At 33.1% G+C, this 23004-nt stretch carries 24 protein-coding genes and 1 riboswitch; of the genes, 9 read left to right on the forward strand and 15 right to left on the reverse strand.

All coding sequences use genetic code 11. The annotated features are described in order from the left end of the window. Positions 1-15 precede the first annotated feature (15 nt). The 3 genes from guaB to xpt are packed head-to-tail and all read right to left on the reverse strand — an operon-like array spanning position 16 to position 3365. On the reverse strand, positions 16-1485 hold the full coding sequence (gene guaB, locus LQ677_RS11255) for an IMP dehydrogenase (protein WP_037589421.1): 1470 nt from the start codon (positions 1483-1485) through the stop codon (positions 16-18). Positions 1486-1519: 34 nt separating this feature from the next. Beyond that, positions 1520-2788, reverse strand: coding sequence for a nucleobase:cation symporter-2 family protein (locus LQ677_RS11260; RefSeq protein ID WP_037589422.1), 1269 nt, complete (start codon positions 2786-2788; stop codon positions 1520-1522). Position 2789: 1 nt separating this feature from the next. After that, positions 2790-3365, reverse strand: coding sequence for a xanthine phosphoribosyltransferase (gene xpt / locus LQ677_RS11265; protein WP_239748850.1), 576 nt, complete (start codon positions 3363-3365; stop codon positions 2790-2792). Between the two features lie 108 nt (positions 3366-3473). Beyond that, a riboswitch (purine riboswitch) is annotated at positions 3474-3576 on the reverse strand. 255 nt (positions 3577-3831) lie between these two features. On the opposite strand from xpt, the gene LQ677_RS11270 reads away from it, so the two are divergent. Next, the gene (locus LQ677_RS11270; protein WP_239748851.1) at positions 3832-5457 is read left to right on the forward strand and encodes a DUF2382 domain-containing protein; all 1626 of its coding nucleotides are present in this window, start codon (positions 3832-3834) and stop codon (positions 5455-5457) included. Positions 5458-5594: 137 nt separating this feature from the next. Further along, on the forward strand, positions 5595-6251 hold the full coding sequence (locus LQ677_RS11275; RefSeq protein ID WP_037589426.1) for a GNAT family N-acetyltransferase: 657 nt from the start codon (positions 5595-5597) through the stop codon (positions 6249-6251). Between the two features lie 61 nt (positions 6252-6312). Here LQ677_RS11275 and LQ677_RS11280 read toward each other — a convergent pair whose 3' ends face one another. Continuing rightward, positions 6313-7320, reverse strand: a complete 1008-nt coding sequence (locus LQ677_RS11280) for an NAD(P)H-dependent flavin oxidoreductase (protein WP_239748852.1) — start codon at positions 7318-7320, stop codon at positions 6313-6315. A 100-nt stretch (positions 7321-7420) separates the two neighbouring features. Here LQ677_RS11280 and LQ677_RS11285 point away from each other — a divergent pair, with 100 nt between their 5' ends. After that, the gene (locus tag LQ677_RS11285) at positions 7421-8080 is read left to right on the forward strand and encodes a nitroreductase family protein (RefSeq protein WP_048540236.1); all 660 of its coding nucleotides are present in this window, start codon (positions 7421-7423) and stop codon (positions 8078-8080) included. Positions 8081-8258: 178 nt separating this feature from the next. Next, positions 8259-9599 carry a sodium-dependent transporter gene (locus LQ677_RS11290; RefSeq protein ID WP_204258862.1) on the forward strand — a complete coding sequence of 447 codons (1341 nt, stop codon included), beginning with the start codon at positions 8259-8261 and terminating at the stop codon, positions 9597-9599. 546 nt (positions 9600-10145) lie between these two features. Here LQ677_RS11290 and LQ677_RS11295 read toward each other — a convergent pair. Continuing rightward, positions 10146-11663: a DASS family sodium-coupled anion symporter gene (locus LQ677_RS11295; RefSeq protein ID WP_037589435.1), complete on the reverse strand. Its 1518-nt coding sequence runs from the start codon at positions 11661-11663 to the stop codon at positions 10146-10148. 210 nt (positions 11664-11873) lie between these two features. On the opposite strand from LQ677_RS11295, the gene LQ677_RS11300 reads away from it, so the two are divergent. The 4 genes from LQ677_RS11300 to LQ677_RS11315 all read left to right on the forward strand — a co-directional run bounded on the left by LQ677_RS11300 (position 11874) and on the right by LQ677_RS11315 (position 15568). Next, positions 11874-12749: a prolipoprotein diacylglyceryl transferase gene (locus LQ677_RS11300; RefSeq protein ID WP_239748853.1), complete on the forward strand. Its 876-nt coding sequence runs from the start codon at positions 11874-11876 to the stop codon at positions 12747-12749. Positions 12750-12907: 158 nt separating this feature from the next. Then, entirely contained in the window at positions 12908-13729 is an 822-nt protein-coding gene (locus LQ677_RS11305) for a YqiA/YcfP family alpha/beta fold hydrolase (RefSeq protein WP_239748854.1), read from the forward strand. A 115-nt stretch (positions 13730-13844) separates the two neighbouring features. Beyond that, a complete protein-coding gene (coaA, locus tag LQ677_RS11310; RefSeq protein ID WP_037589445.1) occupies positions 13845-14747 on the forward strand; it encodes a type I pantothenate kinase in 903 nt (300 codons plus the stop codon). A gap of 23 nt (positions 14748-14770) precedes the next feature. Beyond that, positions 14771-15568 (forward strand): hypothetical protein, encoded by a 798-nt coding sequence (locus LQ677_RS11315; protein WP_239748855.1) that lies wholly within the window; start codon positions 14771-14773, stop codon positions 15566-15568. A gap of 99 nt (positions 15569-15667) precedes the next feature. Here the strand turns inward: LQ677_RS11315 and LQ677_RS11320 are convergent, their stop codons facing one another. Continuing rightward, the gene (locus LQ677_RS11320; RefSeq protein ID WP_239748856.1) at positions 15668-16513 is read right to left on the reverse strand and encodes a DUF2785 domain-containing protein; all 846 of its coding nucleotides are present in this window, start codon (positions 16511-16513) and stop codon (positions 15668-15670) included. 134 nt (positions 16514-16647) lie between these two features. Between LQ677_RS11320 and LQ677_RS11325 the strand changes: the two genes are divergently transcribed. Further along, positions 16648-17181, forward strand: coding sequence for a hypothetical protein (locus LQ677_RS11325; RefSeq protein WP_239748857.1), 534 nt, complete (start codon positions 16648-16650; stop codon positions 17179-17181). 234 nt (positions 17182-17415) lie between these two features. Here the strand turns inward: LQ677_RS11325 and rpsR are convergent, their stop codons facing one another. From rpsR to LQ677_RS11370, 9 genes are all read right to left on the reverse strand, one after another. After that, positions 17416-17658, reverse strand: a complete 243-nt coding sequence (rpsR, locus tag LQ677_RS11330) for a 30S ribosomal protein S18 (RefSeq protein WP_037589451.1) — start codon at positions 17656-17658, stop codon at positions 17416-17418. Between the two features lie 59 nt (positions 17659-17717). Then, the gene (gene ssb, locus LQ677_RS11335) at positions 17718-18245 is read right to left on the reverse strand and encodes a single-stranded DNA-binding protein (RefSeq protein ID WP_025906200.1); all 528 of its coding nucleotides are present in this window, start codon (positions 18243-18245) and stop codon (positions 17718-17720) included. Between the two features lie 27 nt (positions 18246-18272). Beyond that, positions 18273-18566 (reverse strand): 30S ribosomal protein S6, encoded by a 294-nt coding sequence (rpsF, locus tag LQ677_RS11340; RefSeq protein WP_025906202.1) that lies wholly within the window; start codon positions 18564-18566, stop codon positions 18273-18275. A 164-nt stretch (positions 18567-18730) separates the two neighbouring features. Then, a complete protein-coding gene (locus tag LQ677_RS11345) occupies positions 18731-18973 on the reverse strand; it encodes a hypothetical protein (RefSeq protein WP_239748858.1) in 243 nt (80 codons plus the stop codon). Between the two features lie 13 nt (positions 18974-18986). Continuing rightward, on the reverse strand, positions 18987-19628 hold the full coding sequence (locus LQ677_RS14805; RefSeq protein WP_239748859.1) for a DUF5780 domain-containing protein: 642 nt from the start codon (positions 19626-19628) through the stop codon (positions 18987-18989). 256 nt (positions 19629-19884) lie between these two features. After that, entirely contained in the window at positions 19885-20985 is a 1101-nt protein-coding gene (gene ychF / locus LQ677_RS11355) for a redox-regulated ATPase YchF (protein ID WP_025906203.1), read from the reverse strand. A gap of 3 nt (positions 20986-20988) precedes the next feature. Further along, a complete protein-coding gene (locus LQ677_RS11360) occupies positions 20989-21186 on the reverse strand; it encodes a DUF951 domain-containing protein (protein ID WP_025906204.1) in 198 nt (65 codons plus the stop codon). Between the two features lie 23 nt (positions 21187-21209). After that, positions 21210-22094: a mechanosensitive ion channel family protein gene (locus LQ677_RS11365; protein WP_025906205.1), complete on the reverse strand. Its 885-nt coding sequence runs from the start codon at positions 22092-22094 to the stop codon at positions 21210-21212. A gap of 12 nt (positions 22095-22106) precedes the next feature. Further along, a complete protein-coding gene (locus LQ677_RS11370; RefSeq protein WP_239748860.1) occupies positions 22107-22943 on the reverse strand; it encodes a ParB/RepB/Spo0J family partition protein in 837 nt (278 codons plus the stop codon). Positions 22944-23004 lie beyond the last annotated feature (61 nt).

The raw sequence follows: 23004 nt of genomic DNA on the forward strand, positions 1-23004 counted from the left end.
GTCGTTCTCCTTTAATTAAAATGAGTAGTTTGGTGCTTCTTTAGTAATTTGAACATCATGTGGATGTGATTCTTTAAGGCCTGCGCCAGTCATTCTAATAAACTGAGCTTCTTCTCTTAATTGTTCTAGGTTAGCTGATCCTGTGTAACCCATACCGCTCTTAATACCGCCAATTAATTGATAAATTGTATCTTGTAATGGGCCTTTAAAGTCAATTCTACCTTCAATGCCTTCTGGTACAAATTTCTTAGCTGCAGTATCTTCTTGGAAGTAACGGTCTTTAGAACCTTGTTCCATCGCACCAAGTGATCCCATACCACGATAAACTTTATATTGACGACCTTGGAAAATTTCTGTTTGTCCAGGGCTTTCTTCTGTACCAGCAAGTAAGCTACCTAACATAACTGCGTTTCCGCCTGCTGCTAAAGCTTTCGCGATATCACCAGAGAATTTAATACCACCGTCAGCAATAATTGCTTTACCATAGTTACGTGCTTCTGTTGCACAATCATAAATAGCTGTAATTTGAGGTACACCTACACCTGCAACGACACGTGTTGTACAGATTGAACCTGGTCCAATACCAACTTTAACGACGTCTGCTCCCGCTTCAAACAATGCTTTAGTACCTTCACCTGTAGCAACGTTACCTGCGATAATTGTAACTTCTGGGTATGATTCACTAATGTGTTTAACGACATCTAAGACACCTTTAGAGTGACCATGTGCAGTATCAATAACAAGTGCATCTGCGCCTGCTTCTACTAATTTTTGAGCACGAATTGGTGTATCTTTAGCAATACCTAATGCTGCTGCAACAAGTAGACGTCCTTCACTGTCTTTTGCTGCATATGGGAATTCGATTACTTTTTCAATATCTTTAATTGTAATTAATCCTTTAAGTTTACCCTCTTCAGAAATTAATGGAAGTTTTTCGATTTTATATTTTTGTAAAATTTCTTCTGCTTGTTCTAACGTTGTGCCGACTGGTGCTGTTACTAAATCTTCTTTAGTCATAACATCAGAAATTTTAATTGAGAAGTTTTCGATAAATCTTAAGTCACGGTTTGTAATAATACCGACAAGTTCCATATCTTCTTCGTTATTAACGATTGGAACACCAGAAATACGGTATTTACTCATCAATGCTTCTGCTGCGTACACTTGCTCATCAGGTGTTAAGAAGAATGGGTTTGTAATAACGCCATTTTCTGAACGTTTAACTTTTTGTACTTCATCTGCTTGATGTTCTATAGACATGTTCTTATGAATAACGCCTAAGCCACCTTGTCTTGCCATAGCAATCGCCATTTTAGCTTCAGTAACTGTATCCATACCAGCTGAAATGATTGGAATATTTAACTTAATATTTTTTGAAAGAGATACGCTTAAGTCTACATCACTTGGTAATACCTCTGATTTTGCTGGTACTAATAATACATCATCGAACGTTAAGCCTTCTTTTTGAAATTTGTTTTCCCACATGAATATAACCTCCACTAATTTATTTTCATATTTATTATTTCACATTTTCACTGTTTTGTTGATTGTTTAATCCATTAAAACATAAATTTAATATAATAGCTGAGAAAGTACCTAATACGATACCGTTTTGTGTTAACCAAGCATACTCTTCTCCAAATGTTTCAAGCGCTTGAGGTACTGCTGTAATGCCTGCACCAATCCCTACTGATACGGCAATCACGAGTAAATTGTTTTGTTTGTTAAAGTCTATGCCACCAAGCATTTTCACACCGTATGCCATAACCATTCCAAACATCGCAATCATCGCACCACCTAATACTGGAAATGGAATCATGCTTGCTAATGCACCGAGCTTAGGTATCGAACCACAAACGATTAATAATGCAACCATCATATACATGATTTGATTCTTTTTAGCGCCAGACAATGACACAAGTCCAACGTTTTGAGAATAAGCTGTGTAAGGAAATGCATTAAAGATTGAACCAATTATAATCGCAATCCCTTCAGCTCTATAGCCTTTTGATAAGTCTTTTCTTGATATAGGTTGTTTCGTAATTTCACTTAAAGCATGGTACACGCCTGTTGATTCAATCAAACTAACGATTGCAATAATGACAAAGACGATCGTTGTACCAAATTCAAATTCAAACCCGCTAAATCTAAATGGTCTAGGTAGTTCCAACCAATTCGATGTTCTTAAATTCGATGTATCCACTAATCCATAGAAGGAAGCGACGGTTGTACCTATTAATAAACCGAGTAATATCGCTATAGATTTAATGAACCCTTTAGATAATCTTTGTATTAATAAGATGATCACTAATGTAAATAAACCTAAGAATATATTTTTACTGTCTCCGTAGTTCTTTTCACCTTGACCACCTGCTAAATAATTCATGGCAACTGGCATTAACGTAATACCGATTATTGTAACAACACTTCCTGTAACAACAGGTGGAAATAATTTTACTAAATACGAGAAAAATGGAGAAATTAAGACTACAATAATCCCTGAAAGAAATATAGAACCGTATAGCACACCGATACCATGTGTATTACCAACTAGAATCATTGGTGCTACAGCTGTAAATGTACATCCCAAGACTACCGGCAGTCCAATTCCTATTCCTTTATATACTTGTAAAAATGTTGCTACACCACACATAAAGATATCAATTGCGACTAAGTAAGCCACTTCTTCAGGTGTAAATTTTAAAGCAGATCCGACGATAATAGGTACCATTATGGCACCCGCATACATAGCAAGTAAATGTTGAACACTTAAGATGAAATTTTTCATGTTATTCTCCTACCAGTTTGACTGTATTTCCTAATAATGAAGCAACTTGGCATAGAGATAAGACTTCTAGTCCTTCAGATTCCAACTTCTCTCTGCCCGGTTGGAAACTTTTTTCTATAACAATTCCAATTCCAGATGTTGTTGCGTTTGCTGCTTGAACTAAACGATGTAATCCTAATGATGCTTCGCCATTCGCTAAAAAGTCATCAATAATTAATACATGGTCGTCTTCCTTTAAAAATTGTTTCGCAATAACCACTGTACTCGTTGTATTTTTCGTAAATGAGTGAATATCTGTTTGATAAAACTCAGATGTCATTGTAGATGGTTTTGCTTTTTTCGCAAATAAACATGGCACGTCTAAATGTAAAGATGCCATTATTGCAGGTGCGATACCTGACGCTTCAATCGTAAGTACTTTCGTGATTTTCTTGTCTTTAAAATGTTCCGTAATAACTTGACCAACTTCATACATTAACTTTGCATCAATTTGGTGATTTAAAAATGAATCAACCTTAAGAATCTTTTCATCGATGACTACACCATCTTCTTTAACCCTATCTTGTAGTGTCCTCACACTACTCGCCTCCTCATTTAGATTAAAAAAAACACACCTTAATCCTAAAAAATAGGTAAGATGAGTAAAAAATAATATAAAACCACACCATTTTGGATAGTCTGATTCCAGTGTTATTCATTTACTCATAGTCGTGTCGTTTAAGGCAACACGGTAGAAACTTCCAAAGCCATATTCTTCAGATTATATGAGTTTTTAGTAATAAATTATTCATTGATAATAACAAAATATCAGTACTTTTACAATAGGCAAAACCTTATGTTAGCGCTATTTTAAGAGGTTTTAAATAAACTGAAAAATCTAAATAATTAGAAAGTTGATTGAATTTTGTTTGATTCTCCTCCACAAGGGTATTTGAGAATTATATTGTATTAACGTAGACAATATTTATTAAGTATGTAAACACCTAGAGCATAATCACTGTTGATAAGATTTTTACACATTACAAGTTTATGGAGGTTTTAGTATGGGTAAAATAGAAAAGTTTAGTAACGAAAGTGATTTACTGCAACGTATTGATCAATTGAAAGAAGAAGGTGTCGGAGAAAGTGACTTACAAGTTATTTCCGAAGACAAGTTAGATGATAACTCATTAGACTACACGGATGTTAAAGTGAAGAACTCTAGAGGTTCATTTAGCGACAAGATTACTGCACTATTCTCAGGTGAAAGTGCTGAAGAACGTGTATTATCTAGTTTAAATGTTCCAGAAGAAGAATTAGATAGCTATAAACAAGAACTTAATAACGGAAAAATACTATTATATGTTGATAATGACAATATAAGTGATACTGAAAACTATGATTCAGATCACCCTAAAGACTCTCAAACAGGAAATGAGCATTACGATAATACGAAACCATTTTCTAGTGATGAGAGTGAAGAAAGTGGCGTATCTAAAGGTACAGCTGCTGGTGCTGGATTAGGTGCAGGTGCTGCGGGCGCTGGTGCCGCTGCTGCGCATTCATCTACAGATCAAGAGGAAGATGTGAATGAAACTTCTGATTTTGATAAAGCTGAAAGAGAAGATGAATTTAATCAGCAAGATGAAGTATCTGAAAATGATTTAACTCAAGATGTGGATAATGCAGATACAGAAAAAACAGATGCACCATCATTCGATAACGAAGCTGAAACAGATCGAGATGTTAATACAAATCGATATGGCAATAATATTAATGAAGAAGATGTAGCCCATGATGATGTGGATGATTCAAACATCGACCATCAAGAAACATCAACTTCAGCTAATTTAGCAGGTGCTTCTGGTCTTGGCGCTGCTGGATATGCAAATGAACATAGAGAACAACAAGAAACAGAAGATGACGTACAGGACGATAGAAGAGTCTACTCTAGCGATAATGAAAGAGACTTAGAAGACTTAAATAATCGTGAAACGACAAATACGACTGCTCAATATGGTGAAACAGATAATGTTAAAGATCAACAAGATTTAACAAGAGAAGATGAATCATCATTCTCAAGAGTGCATGATGACGACGTAGAAAGAGAACGTTCTAGCTTAAACTACGATAAACCAAATGAAAGTGTTGAACCGCCAACATCAGATGAAACAACAACACGTGAATCTAACTTCTCTACTAGCCAAGATGAGCAAGATACAAATGTTCACACTTCTGAGCAGTCTTACAACAACGACACACAAGATAATAATGTAGGTGAAACATCTTACAATAATGAAACGCAAGATAACAATGTAGATGAAGAATCTGTTCAACTTCATGAAGAGCGTCTAAATGTAGACAAAGAGAATGTTGAAACAGGTGAAGCATCTGTAGATAAACATGTTGTTGAAGAAGAACAAGAATTTGATGTACCGGTTGAGCGTGAAGAAGTAACAATCGAACGTAGACCAGTTAATGAGAAAGTAGACGAAGACTTTAACGCTAATGATGATGATTCCGTACACATTCCATTACACGAAGAACGTGTAAAAGTAGAAAAAGAAAATGTCGTATCTGAAGAAATCGTCATTAAGAAAAATAAAGTTCAAGATACTGAACATGTTTCTGAAAAAGTGAGACATGAAGAAGCAGATATCAATAACCCTACAGATGATAACCCTAAATAAGACAATATAATATCTTAAGAGGCTAGGACATAATGTAATGTCTTGGTCTCTCTTTTTATTTCCTCAATACGATAGTACTACCATTAAAATCTTATGTTATAATATTATAAAATATTGATTATGAGGGGTTCATAACTATGAATTTTGAAGTTGTCACATCTATCGATGATCCATTATTCAAAAAAGCATTAGAAATGTATGAAGATATTTTCAAGGCAGAGGTGCGAGAAGACCGCCACGTCTTCATCCATTCGCTTACATCTGAGTACATAAAGAAACATTATATATTTTTAGTTGGTTTAATTGATGACACGGTCGTAAGTTTGTCTACAGGTCATTATGAACCTACAACAAATTCAGCTTTTATTATTTATTTAATGACGCATCCTGAATATCGCAATCAGCGTGTTGGCGGACAAACGTTGGAAAGAATTGAAGCAGAACTTCATAAACATGCTCAAGATGTTCATGGAAGAGATGCTAACATGATTATGTTGGAATCGTTTGGAGAAGAATCATACGAAAACAACAGTGGTAAAGAAGAAGCGATTCTGCGTAAGAACTTCTTTAATAGACATGGTTATGAAGTTCAACAAGACATCCCTTATATACAACCGAATCCACAAAAATCATTAGCACCTACGCCAATAGATTTATATATTAAGCAATACTTGCCGCTTCAAAAAGACGTTATCTCACCGAGCATTCGTTCTTGTTACATCAACAAGTACATACACGGAAATGAAAATGATCGAGAATTTGTATATGAATTATTAGAATCTATGGATTTATAAATTAGAAAAGCTGACATCGATTGTGATGTCAGCTTTTTATTACTTTATGATATCTTTCCATTCATTCCTGGACACTTTCATCTTTAGCACCTTCTGGATTTGTACCACACCATAAATTCATATAATCTGGATTATTTAACTTTTTAGACTGCCCTCTTAAAGGTTGTGTTAATATATTTTGAATCGGATACGGACAAATATCATCTTTAAATTGTTCCATATACTGTATAAACGGATTTATAATACCATTTGCATAACGCCCACTAAACGTATTCGTGAATATAATATCATCAGGATGTGCTTTTAATATATGCGCTTTATGCACATCTGGTGCACCACTTTCATGTGTCGTTAAGAATGCTGTCCCAAGTTGAACTGCATGAGCACCTTTTTGAATATAACGTTTCGCTAATTCTGGTGACGTGATACCGCCCGCTACTATTAATGGCACGTTAATTAAAGGATAAGTTTGATTAAACAATTGCTCAGTTGTGAGACGATTTTCTGGCAATGATTGGTCAAATGATCCTCTATGACCACCCGCTTCACTACCTTGAATCACTATCGCATCTATACCTATGGATTCCAAAGCTTGAGCTTCATTTAAATCTGTTGCAGTTCCTATTACGTTAATGTGATGGCCATGTAATTTGCGAACGAGACTTTCTGAAGGCTTACCAAATGTAAAGCTTACATATTCAACATGTTTATCTATAATCACGTTTAACATGTCCTCAAAATTCACATCTATTGAAACATCTTGTATTTGTTTGCTGTTTAATTTTTCAGTTATGGGATGTAATATTTTATTCATAAAATCAACTTTTTCATGATCAATAGCTGGATACTCTGGCACGAATAGATTGACGCCAAATGGTTCAAACGTCATTTGTCTAATTTGGTCTATATCTTTAGCTAGAGCATCAGGCGTCATATATCCAGCACCAATTTGTCCAAAGCCGCCTTCATTACAAACTGAAGCTACTAAGTCAGGTGTTGTAATACCTCCAGCCATACCCGCTAGAAAAATCGGTTTATCCAGTTCTGAGATTAATTTTTTCGATTCCAATGACAATCCCTCCTAAAAAAATTTAATTCGTAAGCTAATCATTTTATTTTTTTAGTTAATTGGTGCATTATAATGACATCATACTAAAAGGAGAAATAAAATGACACACTCAAAGCTTTCATTAACTGAAATTATTAATAAAAGAAAATCAGTTAAAGAATTCGATCCAAACTTCAAAATTCCAAGAGAAGAAATTAAAGAAATGATAGCACTTGCTACTAAAGCACCTTCATCAATCAACTTACAACCATGGCGCTTTGTTATCATCGATTCTGAAGAAACAAAACAAAAATTAGACCATCTTGTACAGTTCAACCAAAGACAATTACATTCATCAAGTGCGATTATTCTTGTACTTGCAGATTTAAAACACGCTGAATACGTGAGCGATATTTACGAGAAGAATGTTGAACTTGGTTATATGGATGAAAATTCAAAAGATTACTTTATTGAAACAATTTCAAATTTGATTAGCAGTGCTGATGAAAGTTACTTTAATGCACAAGGTTTAATGGATGCAAACTTAGCTTCTATGCAATTAATGCTTATTGCGACTGATCACGGTTATGATACAAACCCTATCGGCGGATTCGATAAAACAGCTGTATTAGAAGCATTAAACATTGATACTTCTAGATATGTACCAGCTCATTTAATTGCTATTGGTAAAGGTGTTAAACCACCACATGATTCAAGTAGATTACCAGTAGATAGAATCATCGCTTGGAATGATGAAAGTAACGGTTCAATCGGCGAATAAGTAATTTATTCGTTCTAATAATTATAATACCCTATCGGCAACTAACTTATGTTGCCGATATTTTTTAATATTGCATTATCTAAAAATATAGTGTAAAATTCATTGCTGTGAGTTTTATTTTTTTACTTAAAAGCTTTACCGCTTTAAAGTGAATATCAAATTAAAAGAAGGAATATATATGAAAAATTTATCTCAATGGTCGTCCAGTATCGGCTTCGTTCTAGCAAGCGCCGGGTCAGCTATAGGAATTGGTGCTGTATGGAAATTTCCATACATGGCTGGAACTTACGGTGGTGGCGCATTTTTATTAATATTTATTATTTTCACATTGCTTGTTGGTTTACCACTACTTTTAAGTGATTTTGTATTGGGACGCTACGGTAGAACGTATTCTACTAACATCTTCAAAAAAGTATCTGGTAAATCATCTTGGAATTTAGTAGGCTGGCTTGGAAATCTAACAGTCTTTGTACTATTTTCATTCTATAGTGTTATCGGTGGTTGGATCATTTTATATATTATACGTACACTTTTAGACAGCCTTGGATTAACGCAATCACATAATTACGGGAACATCTTTAATGATTATATATCTAACCCATTTTACTCATTAGCGAGTCAGTTTGCTTTTATACTTTTCACTGTAGTCATTGTCAGTAAAGGTGTAGAAAAAGGTATCGAGAAAGCTTCAAAAGTCATGATGCCACTATTATTTATATCGTTCGTAATTGTCATTATTAGATCAATCACTTTAGACGGTGCTTTAGACGGAATTCAATATTTCCTTCAACCAAAAGTATCAGATTTAAGTGCTGAAGGTATACTATATGCCTTAGGACAATCGTTCTTCGCATTATCACTGGGTACATGCGGTATGATGACATACGCTTCATATTTAGATCGTAAAACAAATATCGTCAAAAGTGCGAATGCCATAGTATGGATGAACATAGCTGTATCAATAGCAGCCGGTTTAGCCATCTTCCCAGCTATTTTCGCATTTGGATTAGAACCTAACCAAGGACCAGGATTATTATTTATCGTCCTTCCACAAGTATTTGATCAAATGTTTGTCGGTCAATTGTTCTATTTACTATTTTTAATATTATTTTTATTCGCAGCCATTACATCTTCAATTTCGTTATTAGAATTGAATATCTCAAATATTACTAAAAATAATAATGATAATAGAAAGAAATGGTCATATATCATTGGTATATTAGTCTTTATATTCGGGATACCATCAGCACTTTCAAACGGATTACTCCAAGACTTTACATTCGGTGTCGGTACATTCTTTGATAATATGGATTACTTAGTCGCGAACATCTTAATGCCAATAGGTGCATTAGGCGTAACCATCTTCGTTGGTCATATATTCAATAAAGAAATCATTATGAAAGAATTAAATATGAGCGATACTAAAAAAGGAAGACTCTTTGTAAATACATGGTATTTTTTAGTTAAATTTGTACTTCCAATTATCATCATCGCCGTATTTATCGGACAATTAATTTAAATAGAGAAAAGAAGAAGCCATTCAATTTTTTGGGAATTGAACGGCTTTTTTATAATCTTGTGGGTTAACTTGGCCTTTAACTCACATCTTTTTCAATCTCGTGAGTTTATTCTGCCTTTAACTCACATCTTTGGCTATCTCGTGGGTTTACTTCACCTTTAACTCACATCTTTTGCGATCTCGTGAGTTTACTTCACCTTTAACTCACATCTTTTGCGATCTCGTGAGTTTACTTCGCCTTTAACTCACATGTTTTACGATCTCGTGAGTTTACTTCGCCTTTAACTCACATGTTTTACGATCTCGTGGGTTTACTTCCTCTTTAACTCACATGTTTTACGATCTCGTGGGTTTACTTCCTCTTTAACTCACATCTTTTACAATCTCGTGAGTTTACTTCCTCTTTAACTCACGTCTTTTACAATCTCGTGAGTTTACTTCGCCTTTAACTCACATCTTTTACAATCTCGTGAGTTTATTCTGCCTTTAACTCACATCTTTTACAATCTCGTGAGTTTATTCTGCCTTTAACTCACATCTTCTCCTCTATATCAATCCTATCCACTTCCAATATGTCATGCTGAACAAAATAATTAATAAGTATCCAATGACTGTGAGTGGTACACCTGTTTTTATAAAGTCTTTAACTGTAAATGTTTCTGTACCGTAAGCCAGCATATTTTGTGGTGAACTAACTGGCAATAAGAAACCGAAGCTAATCACGAATTGTTGTATAAGTACAAAGCCGATAGATTGATCTCCTAAATTTAATGTTTGTGTTAAAGCTATAAACACAGGGATTAATGCGGAAGATAAACTCGTAGCACTCGCAAATCCTAAATGTATTAAAATATTAAATATTGAAATGAGTGCAATTGTTGCGATTAGTGGCATGTGATTAAGTCCCATCAATCCAAATGTTTTATCACTTAACCATTGTGCCGCTGTTGTTTCCAACAATACTGTTCCTAGTGAGATACCAATTCCAAATACGATAACTGTACCCCAAGGAATTTTCTTCTCAACATCTTCCCAAGTAAAGACACCGATTTTAGGAGTTAACATAATTGCTAATGCGATGATTGTTATTGAAGATGAATCAATAGGATGGAGCACTTTTTCGGTAGACCAGAAAAATAATAATAAGACAGAAATCGTAATGAGTCTCCACTCTCTTGCTGAAACTGGTCCTAATTCTTTTAATTGTGCTTTAACTAATTCATTTCCACCTTCTATTTCTTTCTCTTCAGGTTTAATGACCGTAATCATCACAAAGTATAAGACGACTGACATGATAATCGCCCATGGTGCTGCATATAAGAACCACTCACCCCAAGAAACATCTTGCCCCATTGATTTATTAATAAATCCTATCGCAACGATATTTTGAGCGGCGGCAGTCTTAATACCTATATTCCATATTGAGACGGCATGCACGGCTGTAATAATCAATAATGCTGCTAATTTACTGTTCTTAGATGTATTAAATGCAGCAATCATACCTAATAAGATGGGTACAACAGCTCCTGCTCTTGCTGTAGCTGAAGGTACAAAGAAAGCTAAAATAATAGAAACTACAATTGCACCAATAACAATTCTATTTGTTTTGTTTCCTACAATAGAAAGTACTTGTAATGCTAAACGTTTATGTAAATTGGTTACTTGCATCGCTGTAGCTAAGAATAATGCTGCTGCAACGAGTGCCACTGCAGATCCTGAAAATCCACTTAAAGCCATTTTTAATGCATTGCCTGTACCTAGTAATGCATCTCCTTCTAAAGCTTTTCCATTTGCTGACGGATTACCTAAAGCATCTCCTAAATTTTGAACTGGACTAAATCCAATAAGTACAACGATCAGTCCAACAATCATGACCGCTGATACAGGATAAGTTACCGCTTCTGTTACCCACATAATAACTGCAAAAGCTAAAATCGCTAGCGCACATTTTGCCATAACAGGTAAATCGTTTGAAGTCGGTAATAACAATATTCCAATTAATACAACAAAACTAACAATAATCCAAATTGGTTTAAAAGCTTTTTTCTCAGTATTATTAGACATATCTAACAGCTCCAATATTAATTTTTATTGTTCTAATTTCCTAAATAATAACATATTTCTTTTTTGCATATAATACTTTTCACAATTAATACAATAAATACTTGAACTTTCTGTTATTTACATGTAATGTATAAAGGGAAGTGTGACGGTTGTCTGCCGACAGACAACCCTACCTATTAAATTACTGTCAAATAAAGGATGATTTATAATATGTTAACTAAAGAATTCGCAACTAAAGTAGGTCTTAGTGAAAAGCAAGTTAGAAAAATTGTACAGCACTTAGAAGACAGAGGATATCAACTTTCTAAGACAGAATATCGTGGAAGAGAAGCGACAGACTTCCAAGAAGAAGATATCGAACTTTTCCAAGAAATAGCTGAAAAAGTTAAAGAAACAAATAGTTATGACCAAGCATTCGAAACACTTGAACAAGAGAAAGACTTTTTACAAGTTCTTGTTAAAAACGAACCTGCTAATCAAACACCTGAACTACAACATTTAATTGAAGAATTAAGATTAGAAGTTCAACATATGCGTAGAGAAAGACAAATGCTTGGTGAAATGTTGCAACAAGTACATATTCAACAACAGAAACTAGAACAAACTTTAGCATTACAAGCACCTCAACAATCAGAGGCTACTGCTCAAGAGAATGATACTAAAGTTGAAACGAAACAAGCTGAACAACCACAAAGTTCTAAAGTAGTTTCAGAAGATAAGACTTCTAGTGAATCAGTTGAAACGAACAAACAAGAAGAAAAAGAAGAAACAAAAGTTGCTGTAGCTGAAGAGCCAGCTAAATCAGAAACTCAAGCTGATGTGAAATCAGAAGATAAAGAAACTGCTGTTAAACCAGAAACGACTACTGATAAAGCAGTAGAATCTAAAGAAGAAGATGCAACTACAGCTAAAGAAGAAACGACTGACAAAGCAGCATCTACTGAAGAAAAAGCACCAGAAACGACAGTAGACGAAACTTCAACACCTTCAGAAAACAAAGAAGAAGAAGTAAAAGAAGAAATCAAATCAGAAACTGAAGAAGAACCTAAGAAAAAAGGATTCTTCCAAAGATTATTCAATATTTAATCCCTTTAAAAAGAGGTTGGGCATGATGCCTAGCCTCTTTTTTGTTAAGTTTTTGTAAATTTCCACTATATAATTGTTAATTGCTAGAGTACTTTGTTATATTGAATTTTATATTAAGTATTTGTAATGAATATTAACCATTAGGAGTGTTTCACATCATGGAAACATTAAATTACGAAGATTTGAACAATGACCTTTTATGGGCACATAATAATCAAGTTGTGAAAATCATGAAAGATGATTTAGACATCTATATCAAATTAAATCTTATAGAAGACAATCATAAATTAGTTGTATTTTCGAATGGCGCGATTGATCCGTCGAAAAGTAAACCGCCTGTCTTTATGAGAAGTAAATGGCATGAAGATTTCAATGCGAATTGTCTATATATAGATGACAGAACTGTTCATTATAAGCAATTACGTATTGGTTGGGGTGTCGGAAGAGAAGAACGTCATTTCTTAAAAGACTATTCTGAAATTGCGCAACAAGTCACACAAGCACTTCAAATAGAATCTCAAAATGTCGTCTATTGTGGCTCATCAGCAGGTGGATTCATGTCTATGTATTTAGCAACATTGCATAAAGGCACGACTGCTGTAGTGAACAATCCACAATGTTACGTAGATCGCTACGATAAAGTGAACGTCGAAAAATTATACACCAAAATATTTCCCAACCGTTCACGCGATTACATCAAAAAACAATACGCACTTAGACTGTCAATCACAAGCTTATTCCGCAAACAAAAATATGTGCCTAAAATTTACTACATCCAAAACAGATTATGTGAGACGGATATGACTAGACACTTCGATCCATTTTGTAGTTTCTTAGATAAATACGAAATAAACAGTTCAAACATAAAGTTCATATTATACAACAATAAAAAGCTAGGACATAACCCTATATCAAGAGAAGCAACCGTAAACTTTGTAAACCAAGTCCTTGAAGACAAACTTGTCATAGCAGAATTTTAAATGTGTTACCTTATATAAGAATTTTTCTAAATTAATAAAGCACTTTCATGACTATTTATGTTACCCTATACGAGTACTGTAAAAAGTGAAAAATTCTTAAGTAAAGGAACTCATTATGAAATTCACAAAAGAAGAATGGCAAAACACAAATTTTAAATTAGATATGGATACAAGTCATTTAAACTTAGAAGAAATTATCAGTTTAAATGATAACTTAACAAATTCAGAAATTAATGAACTCTATTTGCCACTCATTAATTTTTTGACAAACAAAGTTAAGTTCCATAAAGATTATTCATCTAACATTAACAACAAATTACATAACAAAAATAATACACCACCTTTTATTATTGGAATATCAGGAGGGGTTTCTGTAGGGAAAAGCACTGTCTCAAGACTGCTTTTAAACTTACTGCAAGAATATAACGCGGACTGGAAAGTTGATCTGATTACGACTGATGGTTATATCATGCCTAAACAAGAACTCATCGATAAAGACTTACTTTCTAAAAAAGGATTTCCTGAAAGTTATGATACAAAAACATTAATCAGTCACTTAAAACAAATTAAGAACAACGAGCCTAACATACCAACATATACGTATTCACATATCACATACGACCGTCTTAAAGACCAGTATCACAACATAAACTGTCCGGACATACTTATTATAGAAGGTGTGAACATCTTCCAAGTAAGTCCACATGAAGAAGAACTCGTTAGTGATTATATTGATTACAAAATATATTTACACACAACAATAGAAAATATGAAGAAATGGTATCTTAACCGCTTCTTACTACTTCAAGAAGAAGCCTTCCAGAAGCCAGACTCACATTTCTATAAATATCGAGACATCCCAAAAGACGAAGCCTTAAAAATAGCAACAGATCTATGGGACAATATCAACGAAGTCAATTTAATCAAAAACATCTTGCCAACTAAAAACAGAGCAGATCTCGTACTATATAAAAATCACGACCATGTTATAGAAAAGCTGAAATTTAATAAATTTTAAGTTATTAGAATTGAGGTATAGTTATGAAAATATATCCTACTGAACAAATACTTAAATATTGGTCTGAAAATTATTATAATAATTTTGATTTATTTTTTGTTAAAGATATCCCTTTTGAAAATGAAGATGTTGTTATCACTCTTAAAGATGCATTTAAGACAACAAGTTCATTTAATATTGATACAAATAACTTATATGAGTTTTGGAATTTAAATGATTACAATTATGTAATCCAAGCCTCTAAAGGATGGTTTGAAAATCTTAACAGAGATTCAAAAACTTATATACTTCAGGAACAAGAAAGAGTTAACAATCCACTATTCTTAGAAGGTAAACTCATTACTTCACAAAAGTGGAGTCAATTAACAACAAATAAACAAAGACAGTTTTTCCAAAATAGAGTAGATAGATATTGCGATAATCACGTAACACACCATTCAACATTGCAATTACCCAATCATTTAAGTTCAATTGTTTCTACTTTCCCAAAATATCAAGGATCAAACTGTCTTTCAACAGTCCTTTATGCTATTACTAGTGATAAAAATATATTACAACAGTGGATAAAAGAAGATACTTTTCTAACAAACCTTAAATCTTTAAACTACGAATTAGTTTCAGAAGGAAGTCAAAACGGTGATGTAATTGTTTATTTAAAGAATAACGCCGTAGTACATGCCGCATATCAAATTGATGATGGTTTATTCATAAATAAAAATGGACAAACCATTTTTAATCCTTATAAAATTGTAACTAAATCAGAGCTTGATAATGAATGGGGAAATTATCAAGAACACTACTACAGAAAAAACCCTCTCTAGTCCTTGTCTAGAGAGGGTTTTTAGTGTTCCGGCAGTCTAAATAATAACAAATATATTATTTCCCAAAACTACCTGCTACATAAAATTTTATTCCCATTTTTATTCTCCTTGTTGTGTTAATTCTAAGTATAACTTATTAAGGATTTCTTCTATTTTATCTTGGGTTACCTGACATTTTTGATTAAATTTTAGTCTAAAATACAATGTCTTCAAGAAATCTTTTATATTTTTCCTTATTCTAAAATAACTTAAATATGCTTCTTCAGATTGATTTAAATCTGTTTGATTAACTGTCACGAATAACTCGCTTACCCAATTACTCAATTCTTGATCTGTAAGTCCTTTTTCAAGTAATGCTTCAATGATAAATGCTTGTCGCTCATCTTCATCATCTATATAGCAAGATAAATCAGTATTTAACTGATAAAGTTTTTTAGCGATGACCTTTAAGATCACTTTATTACAGTCACCTGAATAATATTTAGATCTAACACATGTTGCAAGTAAATCTGATCCATGTGCAACACTATGCATCCATCCTGTCCCTTGTACATATCCTCTGACATCAGTTTCATTATCCATGTAATCAATCGCTAAGTTTATAATCTTCTCGTAAACATCCTGAGGTAACTGTTCATGTTCTTCTAAATATTCAACAACGATTCCAATAATAAGTGCACTGAAACTTCTATCCAGCACAAGATGTTCAGTATCACTTTGGTTAACACTACTTAAAACAAATTCACAATACTCAAGTAACTGTAGCATTTGATGGTTATCTAATTTCCCACTTATAATTAAACGCGCAATTAAATCAAAATTATCTTCACGAATATTAGCAGTAGGATTTCCAATATTGGACATCAATAATTTAAAATCTTCTTCTGTTACTTGTTTGTTAGGCAATTCACTTTTATATCTTTCAATTAATCCTTCGATAGTCATTAAGAACACATCCTTTAGACTCTATTACTCATTATTATATTGTATTTTTACAATGAATGAAATGAGACATATTTATTTCAATTGCATAGTATAATAAACTGTACTTACTAACCTTACATTTTTGGAGTGATTATATGGAAATATTTCAAGAGTTTAAAAAGCAATTTATTAACTTTTTAAATAGCGATAATCGAATAGTATTAACGAAAGGTATGTTTCATGAGATAAAATTATTATCTATTTTAGCTGCAATAGAAACTCAATCCCAATATTCAAAAGGAACATTAAATGCTCATTCTAAAGAAGTTTTCAAAGATCTGACAGAACAAGGCATGCTTACAAAAGAGATACCACTAAACACAACTTTCAAATTGAATGATTTATCATTACAATTAAATTTATATACCGCTAATACTCCTAATTTTGGCCAATTTGCAATATATTATCCAGTGAATCCAAAAACAATAAAAGGCAAAAACATTGAAATATTAGTTGATCATATAAAAGATAATCCCGCTTCAAAAGTATTTATTATCACAGCAAATGACTGGGAGTTTAATAGCAAAGTGTCGAAAAAATTAGAAGAAATATCCGACATAGTTGTAGGAGAAGATTTAAAACAGGGAGTCCAGGAACTATTTAATTCTGGTTTCAATAATAGTAATTAAAGTTCATCAATAATATTGATAATTATCTAAGTATAGATTAAAATTATAATCAAATTGCGGTACATATCTGCGGAGTGTACTTGAGGTTGACTGTTGCGACGGTCGCCTCTTTTTTTATGCTCAATTTTCTAGAATTATTCACACTCTGCGGATTTTTTGTGGATTTTTTATAAAAATGAACACAAAAATAACCCTCTAGCCTGATTGCTAGAGGGTTATGTTATACGCTAACTCTTATTGTTCCTCTTTAACGTATGGTAATAAAGCCATGTGACGTGCACGTTTGATAGCTACAGTAAGCATACGTTGGTATTTTGCTGAAGTACCTGTTACACGACGTGGTAAGATTTTACCTCTTTCTGAGATAAACTTTTTAAGTAAATCTGTATCTTTGTAGTCGATATGTGTAATACCGTTTGCTGTGAAGTAACAAACTTTTTTACGACGACGACCACCTCTTCTTGGTCCACCTGCCATGATTGTGTTCCTCCCTTCTCGTTAAATCTTTATCAATTTATATTCGTTTCAATCAACTATTAGAACGGCAAATCATCATCACTGATATCAATTGGGCCATTAGCGTTTGCAAATGGATTACTTGATTGTTGATTATTTGACTGTTGATTTGAAGGTGCTTTTTGTCCTTGTTGTTGGTTACCACCAAAGTCTTGTCCATAATTTTGGAATTCGTTATTATTTTGGTTATATGATTGATTATCATTACCAGATTGACGTTGGTTTGCGCCTTTTGGTTCAAGGAATTGAACACTATCACAAACAACTTCAGTTACATAAACACGACGACCTTCTTGGTTCTCGTAGCTACGAGATTGTAGACGACCTTCAACTCCTGCCAGACTACCTTTAGATAAGTAATTGTTTACATTCTCTGCGGGACGTCTAAATACAACACAGTTGATAAAGTCAGCTTCTCTTTCACCTTGCTGGTTCGTATAAGTACGATTAATAGCTAAAGTAAAAGTAGCAACTTGAACGCCTGAGGGTGTTACTCTGTATTCCGGATCTTTAGTTAATCGACCGACTAATACAACACGATTAATCATTTAATCTCCCCCATTTTATAAGTTAAATTATTTTTCTTCTTCGCGTACTACGATGTGACGAATGATATCATCTGAGATTTTTGCTAAACGATCAAATTCACTGATAGCTTCGTCATTTTCAGACTTAACTCTAACGATGTTGTAGAAACCTTCTGTGAAGTCTTGGATTTCATAAGCTAAACGACGTTTACCCCAATCCTTTTCTTCGATGATTTCTGAACCGTTTGAAGATAAGATTCCTTTAAAACGCTCAACGACAGCTTTTCTAGCTTCGTCTTCGATATTTGGACGTACTACGTACATTACTTCATATGTTCTCATCAATTTACACCTCCTTGTGGTCTATGCGGCCTAATAACTCAGTATTAAGCAAGGAATAATTTTCATTACTCACAATCAAGAATTATAGCATAGAGTATTACTTTTTACAATCTTTTTTAATAGAGATATTGTTTAATAACGTTTCTATTACATTCAAACAAACCTTATTTCTTTTCTTTTTTAAGAACTATACTTTTCTCACATACATTATTGTTATCTAATTTACTTTTTTGTAATTCTTCGTTTACACTTAAACCAATGTCTAAAGCTGGGCTAGCGTGGTAAGATATTTTATCACAATTTGATATTTGCTTATATGCTTTCAATGTATTTTCAGTAATATCCAATGCAGGACTTTGATGTAATGTAGAAGCTAAAGTTATAGTTATTAACGTTGACTTAATCATGTTGTTCCCCTTTTTAACCGTTTTTATAGAAGATATAATCTTCATAACCCTCAATATCTTTTAATCTTTTTCCCTCGTAAATTTTCAAAAAGTTTTTTAATTCTTTATTTTCCCAAGTATTACCTTCAAAATCTTCATAACTGGCAATAACCGGTTTGTAGAATTCAATTTTCATATCTTTATCAAGTTCCATACCAATGTTTTCACCATACAAATCTCCCGGCGCAATATTAGCAGCTTCTGCTTTACCCCCGATAAAATAATAACCATCTGAGAAATCAATAGACTTTTTAATTTTGACGGGTAATCCATTTTTGTCCCATGCAACAAATCCAAAGGTAATATCTTTAATGTCTTTCCCAGTATTATTTCTTATGTATGCTTGTAGTGCATCGGGATATAATGATTTATTATCTTCGCTTCGAATTAAGTACCTACCATTTTCAATCACTATATCTTGGTTTTCTAACTTATTTTCTAATGATTGAGCATTTAATGAATTTGACTCTTTTTTTACTTTTGATTTGCCTTCTACTTTACTTTCATTTTTTGTAACTTCTTTTTCACTACTTACTGCATTTTCTTTTTGACTACATCCATATGCTGTTAAAACTAAAATTATTAATACCGCTATAATTGATCTTATTTTAAACACCTCCTTTTTATAAAAATATTATATTACAATACTCAATGTAAGTGTACTTAATTTTATTGTACTTAATCATTTTTAAAATTAACATTTTTTACTTAAGTAGGTTTCATTTATATGTATATGCAAATCAAAGATTTAATTAACAAATCACTGCTATAAAGGTGACTTATTCATACGGTTTTTTAGTATTTATAAAAGCAAAAAAGCCGACTAAATAAGTTTTAGTCAGCTTTTTTTATAAAATTATTTGGCCTTTATCTTACACATTAAATCTAAAGTGTACAACGTCTCCGTCTTTCATTAGGTATTCTTTACCTTCTAATCTTACTTTACCCGCTTCTTTAGCACCGTTCATGCCGTTATTTGCTAATAAATCGTCATAACTAACAGTTTCTGCTCTTATAAAGCCTCTTTCGAAGTCTGTATGGATGATTCCGGCACATTGTGGTGCTGTCATGCCTTCTTTAAATGTCCATGCTCTTACTTCTTGTTCACCTGCTGTAAAGTATGTTGCTAATCCTAATAAGTTATATGATGCGCGGATTAATTTGTCTAATCCTGCTTCTTCTACGCCTAAATCTTCTAAAAACATTTCGCGGTCTTCGTCATCTAATGTTGCTAATTCTTCTTCAATTTTCGCTGAAATCACGATAACTTGTGAACCTTCGTTACTTGCGTATTCTTCAATTTTTTGTACGAATTCGTTATTTTCTGGGCTTGCTACTTCATCTTCTGCTACGTTTGCTACATATAACATTGGTTTAGAAGTGAGTAAGCTTAAATGTTTCACGATTGCTTTTTCTTCTGGTGTGAATTCTAAACTTCTTACTGGGTTATTGTTTTCTAAAGTTTCTTTAATTTTTGCTAATACTTTTTCTTCAGCTACGGCATCTTTATCTTTTTGTTTTGCCATTTTTGCTACTCTTTCATAGCGTTTTTCTACTGATTCTAAGTCAGCTAATACTAATTCCATATTAATAACTTCAATATCATCGATTGGATCTACTTTTCCTGATACGTGTGTAACATTTTCATCAACAAATGCACGTACGACTTGGCAAATCGCATCTACTTCACGGATATGTGATAAAAATTTATTTCCTAAACCTTCACCTTTAGATGCACCTTTAACGATACCTGCAATATCTGTAAATTCGAATGCTGTTGGTACAGTTTTCTTAGGTTTTACTAATTTCGTTAATTCTTGTAAACGGTGGTCTGGTACTTCTACAATCCCTACGTTAGGGTCGATTGTTGCGAAAGGATAGTTCGCTGCAAGTGCTCCTGCTTTCGTAATTGCGTTAAATAATGTTGATTTACCTACGTTTGGTAATCCTACTATGCCAGCTGTTAATGCCATATTTTATTCACCTTGTCCTTTTACTAATATTTTTTTTATTTTTTTATTAAACTCTTGTCTTGGTAGCATGATACTACGAGAACATTCTTCACATTTTATTCTAACATCTGCACCGAGTCTTATAATTTTAAATCTATTATACCCACATGCGTGTTGTTTTTTCATTTCAACGATATCATTTAACTCATATGATTTGATCATATTTTTGCCTCCCGATTAGATGATTATTGAATGTTATTTGGATTATAAGAAACCATTGTTGGAATTGGCGCTTGAATACCTTCTTTATCAAAGAAAGATTTCACTTCTCTTCTTAAGATTCTAGCACCTGATGCATGTTCGTTTGGTTCTGTTTCACCTGCTATTTTAATCGTTGCTTCACCTGCTGTCACAGTCTCTACACCTAAAATTTCAGGATCTTTAATGAATATTTCATATCTTTCTTTAACTGTCGGTAAAAATTCATTTAACTTACTTTCAACTTCATCTAAATCTTCTTTAATAGATACAGGAATTTCTACGATAGCCATACCGTTATGAATTGAGAAGTTTACAATCTCATTCATTGTACCATTAGGAAGTATCGTTAAATCACCAGCAAACGATAATATTCTTGTAGATCTCATTCCTATTGATTGTACAGTACCTTCCGCAACAGTGGTACCTGTTGTATTAATTTTTACGTAATCGCCAACATCAAATTGATTTTCGAAAATGATAAAGAAGCCTGTGATGACATCTTTTACTAAGGTTTGTGCGCCGAAACCAATTGCTAACCCTACAACACCGGCACCAGCAATAATACTTTCAACTCTTATGCCTAAATTGCTTAAAATGGTTGTCGCAACTATAAACCATACGACATAGGAAATAACATTTTGTAGTAAGTTAACCATTGTTTTAGCGCGCTTGTTAGACTTCCCTACCCTCTTAGTTCCGTATTTCGTTGTAAAGAATTTCTCTACCACTTTATGAAGTACTTTAATAATGACGTAAGCTAATACAATGTAGAATATGCCGATTAATATTTGTTCTATCCACTTTTGCCAATTTTCTGGATCCATAAATGGGTCAATCAATTTATGGATGATGTTCATAATCTTATTCACTTTTTACACCTCTTATTCATCTAACAATAATTCTAATATTCTCTTATATTCTTCTTCAGAATTAAATTCAAGAGAAATTTTGCCTGCTTTTTTAGTCTTAGAAATATCAATATTCGTTCCAAACTTTTCTTTTAATTGATATTCATGTTTAACTAAGAAATTAGGTTTCGGTTGTTTCGGTTTCTTTTTCTTGTCTTGGCCTTGAGCATTTAACTGTTTAATATATTCTTCTAATGCTCTTACACTCATATGTTCTTTTACAACTTTTTTAGCCACTTGATCTAATTGATGTTTCTTATCTAAACCAAGTAATGTTCTACCATGTGCGCTTGATATTTTTTCTTCGTTGATTAGTTTTTTTACACTTGGTGGCAACTTCAGCAACCTTAAGACATTTGCAATGTATGATCTTGATTTCCCTAATCTATCTGCAACGTCTTGTTGTTTTAAGTTCAGTTCTTCCATCATCGTTGCATAACTCTTTGCTTCTTCTAGAGGTTTTAAATTTTCACGTTGAAGATTCTCTATAATAGCAAGTTCTAACATTTCTTCATCGGTTAAACTTTTAATGATTGCCGGTACTGAATCTTTGTTAGCTAATTGACTCGCTCTAAATCTTCTTTCACCTACAACGATGTCGTAACCTTTTATCGTTTCTCTTACGACGATAGGTTGCAACACACCATGTTGTGAAATCGACTGCGTTAAATCTCTCAAAGCTTCTTCATCAAAATAATCTCTCGGTTGATATGGATTCCTTCTTAATTTTTCTAAAGGAAGTTCAACAATTTTATCATGACTATGGTTATAAGAAATCTTATCTGTTAATGCTTGATTTCTTTCTTTCATTTCATCACCACGTTATTTATTCTCGTATGTTTCACGTAAAACATCCAAATTAGATTATAAC

Source organism: Mammaliicoccus sp. Q-M61 (genome assembly GCF_022386055.1).
Lineage (GTDB): Bacteria > Bacillota > Bacilli > Staphylococcales > Staphylococcaceae > Mammaliicoccus > Mammaliicoccus sciuri_A.

Bases quoted from the DNA above. Each gene is read 5' to 3' on its own strand.
- LQ677_RS11315 (WP_239748855.1), top strand. From the start codon at position 14,771: ATGAAAATATATCCTACTGAACAAATACTTAAATATTGGTCTGAAAAT.
- LQ677_RS11305 (WP_239748854.1), top strand. From the start codon at position 12,908: ATGGAAACATTAAATTACGAAGATTTGAACAATGACCTTTTATGGGCA.
- LQ677_RS11290 (WP_204258862.1), top strand. From the start codon at position 8,259: ATGAAAAATTTATCTCAATGGTCGTCCAGTATCGGCTTCGTTCTAGCA.
- coaA (WP_037589445.1), top strand. From the start codon at position 13,845: ATGAAATTCACAAAAGAAGAATGGCAAAACACAAATTTTAAATTAGAT.
- LQ677_RS11285 (WP_048540236.1), top strand. From the start codon at position 7,421: ATGACACACTCAAAGCTTTCATTAACTGAAATTATTAATAAAAGAAAA.
- rpsF (WP_025906202.1), bottom strand. From the start codon at position 18,566: ATGAGAACATATGAAGTAATGTACGTAGTACGTCCAAATATCGAAGAC.
- LQ677_RS11270 (WP_239748851.1), top strand. From the start codon at position 3,832: ATGGGTAAAATAGAAAAGTTTAGTAACGAAAGTGATTTACTGCAACGT.
- LQ677_RS11325 (WP_239748857.1), top strand. From the start codon at position 16,648: ATGGAAATATTTCAAGAGTTTAAAAAGCAATTTATTAACTTTTTAAAT.
- LQ677_RS11260 (WP_037589422.1), bottom strand. From the start codon at position 2,788: ATGAAAAATTTCATCTTAAGTGTTCAACATTTACTTGCTATGTATGCG.
- guaB (WP_037589421.1), bottom strand. From the start codon at position 1,485: ATGTGGGAAAACAAATTTCAAAAAGAAGGCTTAACGTTCGATGATGTA.
- rpsR (WP_037589451.1), bottom strand. From the start codon at position 17,658: ATGGCAGGTGGACCAAGAAGAGGTGGTCGTCGTCGTAAAAAAGTTTGT.
- LQ677_RS11370 (WP_239748860.1), bottom strand. From the start codon at position 22,943: ATGAAAGAAAGAAATCAAGCATTAACAGATAAGATTTCTTATAACCAT.
- LQ677_RS11345 (WP_239748858.1), bottom strand. From the start codon at position 18,973: ATGATTAAGTCAACGTTAATAACTATAACTTTAGCTTCTACATTACAT.
- LQ677_RS11275 (WP_037589426.1), top strand. From the start codon at position 5,595: ATGAATTTTGAAGTTGTCACATCTATCGATGATCCATTATTCAAAAAA.
- LQ677_RS11300 (WP_239748853.1), top strand. From the start codon at position 11,874: ATGTTAACTAAAGAATTCGCAACTAAAGTAGGTCTTAGTGAAAAGCAA.
- LQ677_RS11360 (WP_025906204.1), bottom strand. From the start codon at position 21,186: ATGATCAAATCATATGAGTTAAATGATATCGTTGAAATGAAAAAACAA.
- LQ677_RS11295 (WP_037589435.1), bottom strand. From the start codon at position 11,663: ATGTCTAATAATACTGAGAAAAAAGCTTTTAAACCAATTTGGATTATT.
- ychF (WP_025906203.1), bottom strand. From the start codon at position 20,985: ATGGCATTAACAGCTGGCATAGTAGGATTACCAAACGTAGGTAAATCA.
- LQ677_RS11320 (WP_239748856.1), bottom strand. From the start codon at position 16,513: ATGACTATCGAAGGATTAATTGAAAGATATAAAAGTGAATTGCCTAAC.
- ssb (WP_025906200.1), bottom strand. From the start codon at position 18,245: ATGATTAATCGTGTTGTATTAGTCGGTCGATTAACTAAAGATCCGGAA.